Raw genomic sequence first — 15664 nt, 5'->3', positions numbered from 1 at the left:
TTTTCAATTTTCTTTCGATTTTCGATGTGCCATTTGATGCTGTACTTGCATCAATGCCCTAAGTATTTTCAAAAAATTAGCGCTTGATTAAGGCACGTAAATTTTCCAAATAATGCTGTGCCTGTAATTTCGGATCGACATCACCGGCTAACTTTTTCTTACGTCCGAGCCATTCCAATTCATCTTGTGGTAATTCATCCAAAAAACGACTTGGGGTCATTTGTTTCATTTGCCCGCCCGCTTTGCGCTGCTCTGCCAAAGTAATGGTTAAGCCCTGACGTGCACGAGTAATCCCCACGTACATCAAACGGCGTTCTTCCTCGACAGTATCTGCCACAATTGAGTTTTTATGCGGTAAAAGCTCTTCTTCCAAACCAATCAAATACACGTACGGAAATTCCAAGCCTTTGGACGCATGCAGGGTGAGTAAATTGACTTTATCAGTGTCTTCTTCTTCCTGTTGCTGTTCGAGCATATCGAGCAGCACCATTTTACGAATCACGCTTTCAATATTCTTTTCATCGACATCTTCAGCACGGTTAATCAAACTTTGGATGCTGCTATATAGAACTTCGATATTATCTAGCTTGGTTTTTTCCTGCGCAGGGGTAGCTGCTTGCTCTTTAATGTAGTCGATATAACCTGCTTCGAGCATCATTTGACGGATGATTGGCACAGGTTCATCATCTTCCAATAAGTTACGCGTAAAATTGCTAATAAAATCTGAAAACTCTGCCAACTGCGTCGTGGCTTTTTTCGGAATTGCCATGGTTAGGCGCTGATCACCTGCAGCAGCCAATAATGACAAATGGTTTTCCTGTGCAAACAGCCCTAGTTTTTCCAAAGTCACAGGACCAATCGCGCGTTTAGGCGTGTTAATAATGCGTAAGAATGCGCTGTCATCTTCAGGGTTAATAATCAGACGCAAATAACTCATGATGTCTTTGATTTCAGCACGTGCGAAGAATGACTGCCCCCCCGAAAGCTTGTAAGGAATTTGCATTTGACGTAATTGGGTTTCCAGAATACGTGCCTGAAAGTTCCCTCGGTACAAAATTGCATAATCTTTCCAGCTTTTACCATTCATCAGTTTATGCGTGAGTAAGTCTTTAACCACGCGTTCTGATTCATCATCATCATTGCGGCATGTAATTACCCGAATCACTTCACCATGACCTTTATCTGACCACAGTTTTTTGTCAAAAATATGTGGATTATTGCCAATGACGGTGTTGGCCGCTTTTAAAATGCGACTGGTCGAGCGATAGTTTTGCTCAAGTTTAATCACTTTTAAATTCGGGAAATCATCTTTCAGCAAGGCCATATTTTCAGGCTTCGCACCGCGCCAAGCGTAAATCGATTGGTCGTCGTCACCTACCGCAGTGAACTGCCCCATTACGCCCACAAGTAATTTCACCAAGATATATTGTGCGGTGTTGGTGTCCTGATACTCATCGACCAATAAATAACGAACACGGTTTTGCCACTTGTCACGCACTTCGGCATTTTCTTGCAAAAGTCGTGTCGGCATTACAATTAAATCATCAAAATCTACCGCGTTATAGGCACGTAAATTACGTTCATAAAGTTGATATAAATGTGCAAACTGGATGTCTTCTGGCGTTTCGCAGGTGGTATGCGCCTGCTCTGGTGCAATCAGATCATTTTTCCAGTCCGAAATCATCTTCATGGCTTTGGCAATCAATTCTTTGCTTTCTGCACCCGACAAATTATCGCGGTGCATTAAATCCATCAGAATACGTTTACAGTCATCGGCATCCAAAATAGAGAAGTTGGCTTTTAACGGCGTGTGTTTTAATTCAAAACGTAATAAATTCAGACCAAAGGTGTGGAAAGTCGAAACCGATAATCCTTTAGCTTCTTCACGTGACAACAATTTGGTCACACGCTCTTTCATTTCTCGTGCTGCTTTGTTGGTAAAAGTCATCGCTGTAATACGATGCGCAGGAATCCCGCAATGCTTAACCAAATAGGCAATTTTTCGGGTAATCACCGAAGTTTTGCCTGAACCTGCACCTGCAAGCACTAACAAGGGTCCTTGAGTGTATTTCATCGCTTCAAGTTGCTTGTCGTTTAACTGACTTGCCAGTGTCATAGTATTTCCTCTATTTCGGTTCGAGCTCGATTATAGTCATCTCCGCCAAAGATGACTAATCTAAAATGCTACTTTAGACGTCATTGTCTATTTGCTGAGTAGACCCTAGAAATTGCTTGCATAAAAAAACCGCCCGAAGGCGGTTCTTTACAATCTATACAATGCCAGATTATTGGATTGCATAAATGCTGATTTCTACACGACGGTTTTGCTCACGACCTTCTGCAGTAGCATTCGATGCGATTGGGTTTGCAGCACCGTGACCTTGTGCATTAATACGTGAAGTTGATACACCACGGCTAGCCAAGTAGTTTGCAACCGATTGTGCACGTGCTTGTGACAATGGAATGTTGATTGCGTCGTTACCAGTGCTGTCAGTAAAACCTGTTACCAAAATACCGCTCTTGTTATCTTGGGTTAGCGTTTGCGCTACTTTGTCCAAGGTAGAATAGAAGTTTGGTTTGATGTTTGATTTGTTAGTATCAAACGTGATGTTACCCGGCATGATCAAGCCAACAGAACCATCGGCATTACGGTTTACTTCTACGCCTGTACCAGCCATTTGTTGACGAAGTTGTTTTTCTTTATTGTCAAGATAAACACCCGCAGCAGCACCCACTACAGCACCAATTGCTGCAGCACGGTTGTTTTGTGCACTTGTATTTGCGTTACTTTTAGAGACCCCATAACCTGCAGCAGCACCAATTACTGTGCCTAACGCAGTTTTGTCATATTCCATACCACCAAGGTTGTTACCAGTCGTTTGACAACCAGTTAAAACCATTGCCCCTACGACTGCTGCCGAAATTGCTAATGCACGCATGGCATGCCTCCTTACTTGTGTTTTGTTGTATATGCTGAATATTGAATGAAAAAATATACTTAGACCATTGATTTTTTGTTAATAAAAAAACTTTTACTTACAAATATACATGATCATGTACAAATCTTGGTATAACTTCATCACAATTTCTACACACTTTCACTTCAACACTTTTTTATTTTAAAAACAACATTTATATTGGAGTCATCTACAAACACGTGACGCATTGGACGATTTATCTTCAGGATTGATTTATATGTCATCGCAAGCAAAGAAACACCCTTTATTAAAAAAAATCACAAAAGGTCTCACCGTGGGTACAGTCATCACTGGCAGTACATTTTTTCACGGCCCTCCTGTGTTGGCTTTGGGCTTAACCAAACTGTTAAAGCAGTCACGTAAGGTCGATGAAACCAATATTCAAATTACCAACAGTTGGCTCAGTGTAAACAACTGGCTGATTGATCATGTATTACCCAATACCCAATGGGATATCAGCATTGATGAAGATTTGCAACTGAGCATGCAAGGTCGTTATCTCATGACCTGTAACCATCAAAGTTGGGTCGATACCACAGTAAATCAGTATTTTGGCTTAACCCGTATGCCATTGACCCGCTTTTTTACCAAGTGGGAACTGATCTTTATTCCCTTTGTAGGACAAGCCTTTAAAATTTTAGGCTTCCCAATGATGAAGCGTCACAGCAAAGCACAAATTGCCAAAAAACCTGAGCTGAAAGACCGCGATATGGAAGAAGCGCGTAAAGCCTGCCAACAGTTATTAAGTCAGCCCTTTACCCTGCTGAATTATTTAGAAGGCACACGCTTTACCCAAGAAAAACATGATCAACAACAATCGCCTTATCAACATTTATTAAAGCCAAAAGCTGGTGGTTTAGCTTTGGCATTGAATATTTTGGGTGATCAAATTGATGCCTTGGTAGATATGACCATTGTGTACCCAGATGGCGTGCCGGGCTATAGCGAGTTTTGGTTAGGTGAGGTGCCGCGCATTGCGGTGAATTTACGCAAAATTAATATTCCAGCTTGGGTGTTGGGCGGCAATTACGAAGATGATACTGAATATCGTGAGCGTTTTCAGCAATGGGTGCATGAACTGTGGCTGGAAAAAGATCAATTGATTGAAAGCATGCAACAAAAACTTGCAGCTCCGACTGCATAACCATTCAGGTACGCCATGAAAAAGTCTGAAGAACCTGTCATCAAATCCTCTTTTCATCCCCTGCGTAAAGATTCATGGGGATGGAAAATTGCCTTGGCTTATGACTTGTTTTTGATGGGTTTAATCATCTTTAACTTGTTCTGTTTAAGTGCCAATGCCATTTTAATGAGTGATTTTGGCGAATGGTTGTTCGATTTTATTCGTCTACCTGAAATTTTACAGTTTTATCGAACAGAATTGCGCCCTTGGGTGGTGATTACCGAAGGCTGGTTTACCACGTTTTTAATTGTAGAGTTGGGCGTGCGTTGGGGTATTGCAATTATTTTCAAACATCATCAGCGTTGGTGGTTTTTCCCGTTTATTCACTGGTATGAAATTCTTGCAATTATTCCGCAATTGCGTTTTTTACGTTTATTACGTGCCATCGCGATTGGTTACAACCTGCATAGCCATGGCTATAAAGTCATTCCAGACAGTTGGTATAAACGCGGCAACTTTTACTACAACTTGCTAATGGAAGAACTGAGTAGCCGTGTGGTGCTCACAGTACTTAATGGTGTGCAACGTGAATTGACCACCAGTACCACTCACAAACAATTTATTGATGATTTGGTCGAGCATCATCGTCAATTACTCGCGATTGCCCTAGCCGATATTTTGCAGGAATCCTTAGGCAAAGAATTACAAATGCAGCGTCACATGATTGCGAAAAATGTCGGGTTGGTGGTGAATCAAGCCATTGAAGATACGCCTGAACTGACGCAATTGCTGCGCCTGATTCCATTGGTCGGTGGACGTATTGAACAGCAAATTCAAAGTATCGGACAACGATTGGGCGAAAATATCACCCAAGGTTTAATTGAACCTTTTGCACAGCAGCATCAACAAGTACAAAATCCAACTTATCAAATGATTGCTGAAAAAATTAGTCAGATTGAGATTGAACATAATCAGCATATTGATAAATTAGTGGAATCAGCGATATTTGAAAGTTTAGAAGCAATTCGCAAACAAGTAAAAGTTAAACAATGGCAACAAATTTTAAATGAAGGACAACAACACGATATTTCATAAAGGTCTTTCGATAATTTTAGCTAAAACAATGTGAAATATTTTTAGTAACTGAACTAGAGAATTCACCCAATTTGTTCTAGGATTTGCTCTATTTATAAGATGACTTCAACAACCAGCAAAGTTAGAAGTGTTAAGGAATTATTATGGCTGACATACGGATAAAAGGCAGATTGGTCAATGCGATTCGCATTAGCTTAGACACCAATGATCATGATGCGATCCGCCAGCAACTAAGCCCAATGTTGCAAAAATCATTTCCACCAGGGGTTTTGGTGGTCATTGAAAGTTCAGTCGAACAAGAATTGATTGCGCTAATTCAATTGCTAATTAGCCTAGAAGCACAGCCAATTGCTGTGACTGAAGGCATTATGGCAGATCAGGCACGTGCTATTCAGTTCCCTGTCATCCCGCAAGACCGTCCATTGCAGGAAGTGAAAGCCACCAAAGAACAAGTGGTTGAAGTAAAACCTGAACCTGCGGCAGAACAGCAACAGACGGAAAATCAAGTTGCTGAAACTACACCTGCTGTAGCGCATATTACGTCTTATCACGATGAAATTTTGCGTACAGGTCAATGCTTGGTACAACATCAGGGCGACATTATTTTAACCGCAGGCATCAACAGCGGTTCTGAAGTGATTGCTTCAGGAAATATACATATTTATGGTAGTGTACGTGGTAGAGTCATTGCCGGCGCGGGCGGGAATATTGCGGCACGAATTTTCTGTCATTCCCTAGAAGCAGAATTGGTATCTATTGCAGGCACGTATTGCGTGGCGGACGATATTCCTCAGCATGTGACTAAAAAACCTGTGCATATTTACTTAAATGATAACCAAGAGCTTGTATTTGAAGCTCTACAATTTTAATGTATAAATAATCACCAAAAATCCCCAAAAAATATAGGGGAATTTAAACCATAACAGGAGTGGATTCGGTGGCGAAAATTGTTGTCGTAACATCAGGCAAAGGTGGCGTAGGTAAAACCACTACAAGTGCATCTTTTGCAACAGGTTTAGCCCTACGTGGTCACAAAACTGTTGTTATCGATTTTGACGTGGGTTTACGTAACCTTGACTTAATTATGGGTTGTGAACGTCGCGTTGTTTATGATTTTGTGAATGTTTTAAATAATGAAGCGCGTTTACAACAAGCATTAATTCGCGATAAAGATATTGAAAACCTTTATATTCTTCCAGCCTCTCAAACCCGTGATAAAGATGCCCTGACCGATGAAGGCGTGGCACGTATTATGGATGAGCTTGCACAAGAGTTTGATTACATTATTTGTGACTCACCTGCTGGGATTGAGCGCGGCGCTATTTTAGCGATGTATCATGCCGATGAAGCGATTATTGTGACTAACCCTGAAATTTCTTCAGTACGTGACTCTGACCGTATTATTGGTATGCTAGACAGCAAAACTAAAAAAGTAGAACAAAACGAAGGTCGTATCCGTAAGCACCTGTGTATTACACGTTACAACCCAGAACGTGCCGATAAACAAGAAATGCTGACGATTGATGACATTTCTAAAGATATTTTACGTGTACCTACTTTAGGCGTAATTCCTGAATGTAAGAGCGTACTTCAAGCATCAAACGAAGGTAAACCTGTCATTCTGTATAGCGATGCTGCTGCAGGTCAGGCTTATGATGACTTGGTTGCACGATTCTTAGGTGAAGAACGTCCGTTTCGCCATATTGAAGCGAAACCTAAGGGCTGGTTAGCACGATTATTTGGAGCGTAGACATGGCAGGATTTTGGAGCAAATTATTTAGCGGTGAAGATAAGCCATCTAGCGCACAAACAGCAAAAGATCGCTTAAAAGTGATTGTTGCTTCTGAACAAGGTCTTGGTAAACGCTTAAGCCAAGAAAAAATTGATCAGATGAAAAAAGAAATCATGCAAGTGGTAAATCGCTACGTGCGTGGTGTCGATGAACAACATATTCAAATGTCTGTGCGTTCAGAAGCCAATATTGAAATGTTGGAAATGAATATCAATTTGCCTGAAGAGCGATAATCTGAATACTGATTAGTCAAGCAAATTGAATCAGGGCAAAATAACACTAGTTATTTTGCCCTATTTTTTTCAAAAGAATATAAAGGAGATTGCCATGGCATTATCTCAACCTGCGACCTTTAACGAAGCATGGTCGGATGAACGTGTATTTGCCTATTTGAATCAACTTCCACCTGCAGGTGTGAATGCAGATTTTCACGTACTCTATCACGCATTTAAACACATGCGTCCAAGCGACTATGAACGTCTATTGACACAATTTGTTGCCGATGGTCGCGATGTCAATGCCACTAATCCTGAAGGTCAGCGTATTCACGATGTGATTGCTGAATTTCCACGTCAAAAAGATGGTTTTTTAGCAGTTTTAGCCAAGTTTGCTTAAACTGTTTAAACACAATCTCTGGCTAAATTCAGCCAAAAAGATTGAGTGTAAAAAGAAAAAATCCCGCAATTGAATTGCGGGATTTTTTTATAGCACTACTTGATTCAAAATCAAACAGAAAGTGAAAGCTTTACACTAAAATTTCACGTTTCCCATTTGCTCCTTGCTCGCTCACAATGCCTTGCTCTTGCATCTGATCGACAATACGTGCCGCACGGTTATAGCCCAAGCTAAATTTGCGCTGTAAAGATGAGGTCGACACTTTACGTGTTTCCAAAACAAATGCTACACACTGATCATACAACACATCACGGTCTGGACTGCCTTCACCATCTTCAAAACCACGTGAAGATGGTTCTTCATCAAATGGCGTCAAGATTTCATCGACATAGTCAGGATCGCCACGCTCACGCCACGCATCACAAATACGGTTGACTTCATCATCCGAAATAAATGCGCCATGCACACGTTCTGGCTCAATTTTACCCGGCCCTAAAAATAGCATATCACCATGACCAAGCAGGTCTTCTGCACCGCCCGCATCCAAGATAGTACGTGAGTCAATTTTCGAGTTCACACGCAAAGCTACACGGGTTGGAATGTTGGCTTTAATTAGACCTGTGATCACATCCACCGATGGACGCTGAGTTGCTAAGAGTAAGTGAATCCCTGCTGCACGTGATTTTTGTGCCAAACGGGTAATCATTTCTTCCGCTTTCTTGCCCACTTGCATGATCATGTCGGCAAACTCATCTGCCACAATCACAATAGATGGCAATGGTGTTAAACGCGGTGCACGTTCTTGCGTTGCTGAATCTCCCGGCTTCCAAGTTGGATCAATTAAATCTTCACCATTGGCAATAGATTCTTCAACCTTACGGTTATAGTCGCTTAATTTACGAATTTTCAGGAAAGACATTAGCTTATAACGACGTTCCATTTCATTGACACACCAATTTAAAGCGCTGACGGCATCTTTCATATCAGTCACTACAGGCGTCAATAAGTGTGGAATATCGTTATAGTTGGCGAGTTCCAATTGTTTCGGGTCAATCAAAATTAAGCGTAATTGATCAGGCTTGTATTTCAGCAACATCGACAAAATCATCGAGTTCACTGCCACTGATTTACCTGAACCCGTTGTCCCTGCTACGAGCATGTGTGGTGCTTTGCCCAATTCAGTAATCACAGGATTGCCTGAAATGTCTTTCCCCATCGCCATAGATAAAATGCCGTTTGGATCTTCAAAAGCAGGCGTTTGTAATAACTCAATCAAACGTACCATTTCACGTGAACTATTCGGTACTTCAATGCCAATATACGGTTTGCCCGGAATCACTTCGACCACACGTACCGATGCCATCGACATTGAACGCGCCAAGTCACGAGAAATATTGGTTACTTTTGAAGCTTTGACCCCAGGTGCCAAATCCAGCTCAAAACGGGTCACGACAGGACCAGGCTGTGCTTCAACCACTTTGGCTTTGACATTAAATTCCTGTAATTTAATTTCCAGCAATTCCGACAAGCGCGATAATTGTTCTGCGGTGAAGTTCACTTTTTTGTTTGGATCGACTTTATCGAGCAAGTCCAAACCCGGTAATGGCGATAAATCACGACGTTTTTCTGCAACCTGCATGGCGCGTGACATCGGACGACCATGTGCATCGGTCAGCGGCGCATCAAAATCAAAGTCATCTTCGTCTAGTGGTTTGCCTGCGGTTTCCTGCCAAGCTTCGATAAATGCTTCTTTGGATAACGCCACTTTTTCTGCTTGTTCAGCCTGTGTAGCAGTCGCTGCGTTTGCCATCACTGCGGCAGTGGCTGCCGTCTGAATAGGTGCCTGAACAAAAGCAGAACTTTGTGCATAGCTACTGGTACTACGCGCTACAGGCGCTTGATCTTGAAATGCATCTTGCTGTAACTCATCACCCAAAAGATCATCCACCAACAAGTCATCTAAACTGTCTAAATCATGCTGCAAATGGCGCTCTTGGCGTACAGCATGATTTTGCGTATTCGAAGCACTTGACGATGGCGGGTTAAAATCTGACTCAAATCTGCTGAGATCATTGTTAAAATTGTGAGCCGTAGGATTCGAGTGCGGATGCACTGTTTCTTGCTGGGTCACAGACTCATCTAAAGTATCCATTGCCCCGCTGTTTTGGAATGGGCTGTGTAAATCACTTGCAGCTTTGCCTTGCGGAACTGCTGCGAGCAATTCATCAAAAATTTGATCATCATCCCAATCTAACGAAGATTTTGCAGTGGCTTGAGATGCCGTAGATGCAGGACGCACTTCATCAAAAGGATTCGATTGTAGATGTGGCTCTGGTTCTTCAGAAGCACGTAATAATGCATGAATGTCTTGGTTATGCTGACTGTCGGTATTTTCTTGTAAAGCACGCCACACTTCGCCTGTCGCAACAATACGCTGGCTGTCTTGTTCTAAGCGATGCGCCTTTTCGATGGTTTTTTCTAACTCAACATCATCAATTTCATCTTGCACCAATAGCTGTTGCTGCGCCTGTTGCTCTTCTTCTTCACGTTGCTGCATGTGATTAAACATACGCTCTGCCGCAGGATGTGGTGCAGTTGTTTCAGCTTCTTTCGCCTGTGCAACCACGGGTTCACTTGCTGCTTCTAAATCAGTTGATGCCACTTCAACAGCAACCACAGGTGCAGCAGCGACAACGGTCTTTTTCACCTGTGGTGTAGAACGGTCAAAGTCAGATTCTGCTTCAGGTACATTGCGATAGAACAAATCTTGCAGATAAGCAGGTGTAGCTTTTAAAGTTGCCCACGTTCTGTTCCACTTCACCCCAAATGCGAGGGTAAATAAGAAAATCCAAAAGACGACTAAAAAAAGTGTTGCTCCATAAATGGTTAAAATTTGCGATAAACTTTTCCCAAGTTCAAAACCAATGATGCCGCCTGAGGCATTGTCTAACGTATCGGCAGGTACTTGCCAAAATAAATACAGCAAACTTGCTGTTGCCAATAAAATGAAGAATTGTGCAGCATAACGAAATGGACGGTTTAAAAAACTACGTGGCCACCAGACTTGTAAGGCTTCAATAAAAAAATAAGCAGGAAGAAGCAGACTCGCCCAACCTAAAAAGCCAAACAGTAAATCGGCAATCCACGCACCTGCGATTCCACTCGCATTTGAAACCTGTTGGGTGTCACTGGAAATGTGCATCCAACCTGGGTCAAATGGAGTATAGGTCACCGTTGCAAGGAACAGATATATTCCAAAAGAGACCAAAAATAATGTCGCTATTAAGCGATGTGCATAAGCACCCGACACCGCAGTCATATATTGTCCTGTCGCCAATTCTTCATCAATGTTTTTTGTTTGTTCGATGGTCTTAAAAAGCCACCTGATTCGGAGCGTCTGTATTTCATTTAGCTGTGTCATTTAAGTTGCATTTCACGATGCAAGCTTCACCACACAGCAAGCTATAAATTATAACAGACCTTCTATTATGCATGTGTTGCCTAGAAAAAGATGCAAGATTATTGAAGTGTGTTGTTAACTTTTTCTATATAGCTCAAATCGATTTACATGATCAGTAATATCAACTTTAATCACACAGCAAACTCATCCTGTTTCACGTATAATTCCATAAATTTCTAAATAAAAAAAGGATGCTGTGCATGAGCGCTCGTCACTCACGTTTAATTATTTTAGGTTCAGGCCCTGCAGGTTATAGTGCTGCAGTATATGCTGCACGTGCCAACTTAAAACCGACTTTAATTGCAGGCTTACAATTGGGTGGTCAACTCACCACAACTACGGAAGTTGATAACTGGCCAGGTGATCCTGAAGGTTTAACAGGCCCAGCGTTAATGGAACGTATGCAAGCTCATGCGGAACGCTTTGGCACAGAAATCGTGTATGACCATATCAATGAAGTAAACCTGAATGTGCGCCCATTTGTACTGAAAGGTGATATGGAAGAATTTACCTGTGATGCTTTAATCATTTGCACAGGTGCGACTGCACAATATTTAGGTTTAGAATCTGAAGCAGCATTTATGGGTCAAGGCGTAAGTGCCTGTGCCACCTGTGATGGTTTCTTCTATAAAAACCAAAAAGTGATGGTCGTTGGCGGTGGTAACACGGCTGTTGAAGAAGCATTATACCTGTCTAACATTGCATCACACGTGACATTGGTGCATCGTCGTGATTCACTTCGCTCTGAAAAAATCTTGCAAGATCATTTATTTGCCAAAGAGAAAGAAGGCAAAATCAGCATTCTTTGGAACAACCAAGTTGACGAAGTCTTGGGCGACAACACAGGCGTAACTTCAGTACGTTTAAAATCAACTACCGATGGTTCTACTCAAATTGTTGATGTGTCTGGCTTATTCATTGCGATTGGTCACAAACCGAATACAGGCATGTTCGAAGGTCAATTGAACTTGCGTGATGGTTATATCCAAGTACAAAGTGGCACTTCAGGCAATGCGACTCAAACTTCTGTGGCTGGCGTATTTGCTGCAGGTGATGTGGCCGATTCAATTTATCGCCAAGCGATTACTTCTGCAGGTTCAGGTTGTATGGCAGCTTTGGATGCAGAAAAATATTTAGATGCACTTGGTGAATAATTTAGTGACCAAGTTTAAAGACCGCTCTCCTTGAGCGGTTTTTTTATCACGGCATTTTTAGGTATGATGAAATCAAGTTCATCGTAAAACTTCATACGGCAATTGATATGCACACGCTCCCGGCTTCACAATTCATTTTCCCCGATCCCATTGAAGTTGATCCTGAGGGTGAAGGCTTGATTTGTGTAGGTGCAGACCTTTCCCCTTCAACCTTATATGAAGCCTATACACATGGCTTATTTCCATGGTTTTCAGAAGGTGATCCTATTTGTTGGTGGAGTCCTGAGCCACGTTGCGTGATTATTCCGCAACATTATCAGCCGAGTAAGTCTTTAATCCGCAACATGAAAAAAATGGATTATCGCATTACTGTCAATCATGCCTTTGAACAGGTAATTCGCAATTGTGCCTTGCCCCGTAGCTATGCCAATGAAACTTGGATTTCTGAAGAGATCATTCAAGGTTACAGTCAGCTTTTTGCAGCAGGTTATGGCTATAGTTTAGAAGTTTGGGAGCAAGATAGTTTGGTCGGTGGTTTATATGGAGTCAGTATTGGCAAAGGCTGTTTTGGCGAGTCCATGTTTAGCCATCGTACCGATGTCTCCAAAATGGCATTTTATAGTTTGATGCTGCTCGGACAAGAACAACAATTGCCTTGGATTGACTGCCAATTGGTCAATGACCATTTAATCAGTCTCGGAGCATGTACACTTTCTCGCCAAGACTATCTTAAATCGTTACAAGATGTTGTAAAACAACCTGCAATCAATTGGAAAAAATATCAGGACAGTGTATTTTCAAGTAAAACAATAGCGCAGTATGCGCGCCTACTTGAATGACAATAACAGAGAGGGATCTTGACAATGAATTCATATCACCCAAAATCCCTGCTAAATGATTTGCAGTATTACATTACTCCGCCGCATGATTGCAGCTATTTACCTGAAAAATCTGCGCGGATGGTTTTTTTAGATCCTGCACATAAAATTGATGTGCTGACTTTGTCTGAACTCTCTCGGGTCGGTTTTCGTCGCAGTGGCGATTTTGTCTATCGTCCTGAATGCCATTTGTGCCGCCAATGCCTTTCTTCACGTATTCCTGTCGCTGAATTTAAAATGAACAGCACGCAAAAGAAAGCTTGGAAACGCAATCACGATTTACAGATCAAAATCACCAAGCCACAAGATGCAGGTGATTTGCATTATGCGCTGTATGAACGCTATATCAATGAACGACATGCCGATGGCGATATGTTCCCTGCCAGCCGTGACCAATTTGAAAAATTCCTAATCCACAGTTGTACCAGCAGCTTCTTTTTAGAGGTTTGGCAAGATGATCGCTTAATTGCAGTATCGACCTGTGATTATTTAGATGATGGTATTTCTGCGGTCTATACCTTTTTTGACCCAGACGAAAGTCGTCGCTCACTCGGAACATTTGCGGTATTAAAACAAATTGAACAGGTACAGCATTTGGGACTGCAATATGTTTACTTAGGTTATTGGGTACCACATTCCAATAAAATGAACTATAAATCGCAATATGTGCCCCTTGAGCTACTGCTTGATGGTCAATGGCGACGCATTAACCGCAGCCTAAATACCGATGAGGTGCAGCAATTGGGAAACTCCTTAATGACCACGCTGCCCTTAGGCTGGAATAACTCCATCATCAAATAAAAATGTAATGATGCAATACTGATTTTTGCATCGATCAGATTCACTTAAACAAACTGGCAAAATCATCGCTACAAGATTTCACCATAATAATAGCATGCTCCCGTGTGCCATCCGTTTTAGGATAATAATTTTTACGTAAATCAATTTGATGAAAACCTGACTTTTCATACAGGGCTATCGCAGCTAAATTACTTTCACGTACTTCTAAAAAAATCTGCACAGGTTGGTTTTTCAAACCTGCAATAGAATGTTCTAGCAGTTGATAACCTAAACCTTTGCCTTGCTGACTTGGATGCACCGCCATCAACAACAAATTTGCTTCATCCAACACAGGTTGCAAAATACAAAAACCCACCACTCTCCCTGCATGTTCAATCACGGTACTGTGATAACTCTCTACCGCTTCGGCAAATTGTTTGGCACTCCACGGATGACTTTGTACCAAATTTTCAATCGCAACCACATCGGCGACATCATGGGCTTGCATTAAACGAATCATAAGAAATGATCTTGTGCTGTTCTAAGATGTAGGCATTATAGATTTCACGACAAAAAAATCGAGCAAAAAAAAAGGCAACTTACGTTGCCTGACCAAAAGGAAAAGTTTAAAAGCCTAATTTAGCTTTCCAAGTATTTAATAATGTTGTGGTATCAAAATCGTTAGGATGAAAATTCGGTTTGAAATAGAACAACATTTCTTTGCCCATGCCTGTAATAATCCCTTTAGATGGACTATAGGCATAACGATAAATCATGCGTAAATTTTCCAAATTCAACTGCTTGTCTTGTTTTAGTAAACGCCACAAAAAATAGTTTTGTACAAAAAATAAAGTCAGCATCGAAATAACCAAAGAACTTGTACGTAGTGCATAGGCTTTCAGACCTTTGCCAAACACACCTTCAAATACATCATACGCAACAGCTTTATGTTCGTTTTCTTCAATCGCATGCCACAACCACATAGTTTTCATGGTGTCATCGGTCATCAATTCTTGAATATGTGAATTGGTCAATAATTGTGAGGCAATCGTAGCTGTGAAATGTTCTAGCGCAGTGGTCGCAGTTAAATCTACCATTTTCTGTGTAATGCCAATCGGTTTAGCCAACTTTGCCATAAATTTGCGTGTAGTTTGAATCACAGTATCTGTATAACAATCCAAAGTATCAACATCATGCCCAAATTTCTGTGCAGAGGCATTAAAACCGACATGCTCATGCGTGTGCATGGCTTCTTGTCCAATAAATGCACTGATTTCTTTCTGTAAATCTGCATTGTCTTTCAGCATTGGGTGATAACGCACAGCACGCACACTGTCTATAAAGAACTTCTCACCTGCGGGAAATAACGCAGATAATGCAGTCATAAAATGCGTTAGACCTGCATTACCATTCATCCAATATTCAGGTACAGCATCAAAGTTGAAATTCATTCGACGGACAGGAAAACTCGCCCCTGCACGTTCACTAATACTCACTTTAGCATTCATGTTGCTCACTCCTGAGGTTACAACAATGAAGTCATTCATTTCCTGTAACCCGCTATATTTTTTATTTTTCGGTATGAGTTCATATTACGGTTTTCTGTGCGGTATTTAAGTGCAGTTAAGGACAGTGAGTTGTCAGTTCAGGACATGAGGAATAAAAAATAATGATAAGTGAAATTATTTTTTGTGACGCAAGAGTAAAAAATAGACAATAAAATTATTTTTACGACGCAAGAGTAAAAAAATAGACGATGATTTTTTATGACGTAAGAGCAAGAATAATT

The 15664-nt window shown here is 41.4% G+C and carries 14 protein-coding genes; 9 read left to right on the top strand and 5 right to left on the bottom strand.

What is annotated here, in order from left to right:
- Nucleotides 1-76: 76 nt before the first annotated feature.
- Together F947_RS10380 and F947_RS10375 are read right to left on the bottom strand one after the other, a co-directional pair.
- Complete coding sequence (locus F947_RS10380) at nucleotides 77-2116, bottom strand: UvrD-helicase domain-containing protein (protein ID WP_004975304.1); 2040 nt, start codon at nucleotides 2114-2116, stop codon at nucleotides 77-79.
- A 169-nt stretch (nucleotides 2117-2285) separates the two neighbouring features.
- A complete protein-coding gene (locus F947_RS10375; protein WP_004975301.1) occupies nucleotides 2286-2939 on the bottom strand; it encodes a YiaD family glycine zipper/OmpA-like lipoprotein in 654 nt (217 codons plus the stop codon).
- 256 nt (nucleotides 2940-3195) lie between these two features.
- Here F947_RS10375 and F947_RS10370 point away from each other — a divergent pair, with 256 nt between their 5' ends.
- From F947_RS10370 to F947_RS10345, 6 genes are all read left to right on the top strand, one after another.
- Entirely contained in the window at nucleotides 3196-4122 is a 927-nt protein-coding gene (locus F947_RS10370) for an acyltransferase (RefSeq protein ID WP_004975299.1), read from the top strand.
- Nucleotides 4123-4137: 15 nt separating this feature from the next.
- Entirely contained in the window at nucleotides 4138-5196 is a 1059-nt protein-coding gene (locus F947_RS10365; RefSeq protein ID WP_004975298.1) for a hypothetical protein, read from the top strand.
- Nucleotides 5197-5339: 143 nt separating this feature from the next.
- Complete coding sequence (gene minC / locus F947_RS10360) at nucleotides 5340-6065, top strand: septum site-determining protein MinC (protein WP_004975296.1); 726 nt, start codon at nucleotides 5340-5342, stop codon at nucleotides 6063-6065.
- 68 nt (nucleotides 6066-6133) lie between these two features.
- Nucleotides 6134-6946 (top strand): septum site-determining protein MinD, encoded by an 813-nt coding sequence (minD, locus tag F947_RS10355; protein ID WP_004975294.1) that lies wholly within the window; start codon nucleotides 6134-6136, stop codon nucleotides 6944-6946.
- Nucleotides 6947-6948: 2 nt separating this feature from the next.
- Nucleotides 6949-7221: a cell division topological specificity factor MinE gene (minE, locus tag F947_RS10350; protein ID WP_004975292.1), complete on the top strand. Its 273-nt coding sequence runs from the start codon at nucleotides 6949-6951 to the stop codon at nucleotides 7219-7221.
- 94 nt (nucleotides 7222-7315) lie between these two features.
- Nucleotides 7316-7603 (top strand): PA4642 family protein, encoded by a 288-nt coding sequence (locus F947_RS10345; RefSeq protein WP_004975291.1) that lies wholly within the window; start codon nucleotides 7316-7318, stop codon nucleotides 7601-7603.
- A 130-nt stretch (nucleotides 7604-7733) separates the two neighbouring features.
- Here F947_RS10345 and F947_RS10340 read toward each other — a convergent pair whose 3' ends face one another.
- Complete coding sequence (locus tag F947_RS10340) at nucleotides 7734-10922, bottom strand: DNA translocase FtsK (protein WP_004975289.1); 3189 nt, start codon at nucleotides 10920-10922, stop codon at nucleotides 7734-7736.
- 341 nt (nucleotides 10923-11263) lie between these two features.
- Between F947_RS10340 and trxB the strand changes: the two genes are divergently transcribed.
- The 3 genes from trxB to F947_RS10325 all read left to right on the top strand — a co-directional run bounded on the left by trxB (nucleotide 11264) and on the right by F947_RS10325 (nucleotide 13896).
- Nucleotides 11264-12217, top strand: a complete 954-nt coding sequence (trxB, locus tag F947_RS10335) for a thioredoxin-disulfide reductase (RefSeq protein WP_004975288.1) — start codon at nucleotides 11264-11266, stop codon at nucleotides 12215-12217.
- A 107-nt stretch (nucleotides 12218-12324) separates the two neighbouring features.
- Nucleotides 12325-13056, top strand: a complete 732-nt coding sequence (aat, locus tag F947_RS10330) for a leucyl/phenylalanyl-tRNA--protein transferase (RefSeq protein ID WP_004975287.1) — start codon at nucleotides 12325-12327, stop codon at nucleotides 13054-13056.
- A 24-nt stretch (nucleotides 13057-13080) separates the two neighbouring features.
- Nucleotides 13081-13896, top strand: coding sequence for an arginyltransferase (locus F947_RS10325; protein ID WP_004975285.1), 816 nt, complete (start codon nucleotides 13081-13083; stop codon nucleotides 13894-13896).
- A 40-nt stretch (nucleotides 13897-13936) separates the two neighbouring features.
- Here F947_RS10325 and rimI read toward each other — a convergent pair whose 3' ends face one another.
- Together rimI and F947_RS10315 are read right to left on the bottom strand one after the other, a co-directional pair.
- Nucleotides 13937-14395: a ribosomal protein S18-alanine N-acetyltransferase gene (gene rimI / locus F947_RS10320; protein WP_004975283.1), complete on the bottom strand. Its 459-nt coding sequence runs from the start codon at nucleotides 14393-14395 to the stop codon at nucleotides 13937-13939.
- Nucleotides 14396-14501: 106 nt separating this feature from the next.
- Nucleotides 14502-15383 carry a metal-dependent hydrolase gene (locus F947_RS10315; RefSeq protein ID WP_004975282.1) on the bottom strand — a complete coding sequence of 294 codons (882 nt, stop codon included), beginning with the start codon at nucleotides 15381-15383 and terminating at the stop codon, nucleotides 14502-14504.
- Between the last annotated feature and the right edge of the window lie 281 nt (nucleotides 15384-15664).

This window comes from Acinetobacter towneri DSM 14962 = CIP 107472, from assembly GCF_000368785.1.
In the GTDB taxonomy this organism is placed as follows: domain Bacteria; phylum Pseudomonadota; class Gammaproteobacteria; order Pseudomonadales; family Moraxellaceae; genus Acinetobacter; species Acinetobacter towneri.
The sequence above is the reverse complement of the archived record's forward strand: the minus strand, read 5'-3'. Positions and strand labels throughout refer to the sequence as shown.

What these genes read in the sequence shown, in the direction of transcription:
- F947_RS10380 (WP_004975304.1), bottom strand. Translation starts at nt 2,116, where the DNA reads ATGACACTGGCAAGTCAGTTAAACGACAAGCAACTTGAAGCGATGAAA.
- F947_RS10375 (WP_004975301.1), bottom strand. Translation starts at nt 2,939, where the DNA reads ATGCGTGCATTAGCAATTTCGGCAGCAGTCGTAGGGGCAATGGTTTTA.
- F947_RS10370 (WP_004975299.1), top strand. Translation starts at nt 3,196, where the DNA reads ATGTCATCGCAAGCAAAGAAACACCCTTTATTAAAAAAAATCACAAAA.
- F947_RS10365 (WP_004975298.1), top strand. Translation starts at nt 4,138, where the DNA reads ATGAAAAAGTCTGAAGAACCTGTCATCAAATCCTCTTTTCATCCCCTG.
- minC (WP_004975296.1), top strand. Translation starts at nt 5,340, where the DNA reads ATGGCTGACATACGGATAAAAGGCAGATTGGTCAATGCGATTCGCATT.
- minE (WP_004975292.1), top strand. Translation starts at nt 6,949, where the DNA reads ATGGCAGGATTTTGGAGCAAATTATTTAGCGGTGAAGATAAGCCATCT.
- F947_RS10345 (WP_004975291.1), top strand. Translation starts at nt 7,316, where the DNA reads ATGGCATTATCTCAACCTGCGACCTTTAACGAAGCATGGTCGGATGAA.
- F947_RS10340 (WP_004975289.1), bottom strand. Translation starts at nt 10,922, where the DNA reads ATGACTGCGGTGTCGGGTGCTTATGCACATCGCTTAATAGCGACATTA.
- trxB (WP_004975288.1), top strand. Translation starts at nt 11,264, where the DNA reads ATGAGCGCTCGTCACTCACGTTTAATTATTTTAGGTTCAGGCCCTGCA.
- aat (WP_004975287.1), top strand. Translation starts at nt 12,325, where the DNA reads ATGCACACGCTCCCGGCTTCACAATTCATTTTCCCCGATCCCATTGAA.
- F947_RS10325 (WP_004975285.1), top strand. Translation starts at nt 13,081, where the DNA reads ATGAATTCATATCACCCAAAATCCCTGCTAAATGATTTGCAGTATTAC.
- rimI (WP_004975283.1), bottom strand. Translation starts at nt 14,395, where the DNA reads ATGATTCGTTTAATGCAAGCCCATGATGTCGCCGATGTGGTTGCGATT.
- F947_RS10315 (WP_004975282.1), bottom strand. Translation starts at nt 15,383, where the DNA reads ATGAATGCTAAAGTGAGTATTAGTGAACGTGCAGGGGCGAGTTTTCCT.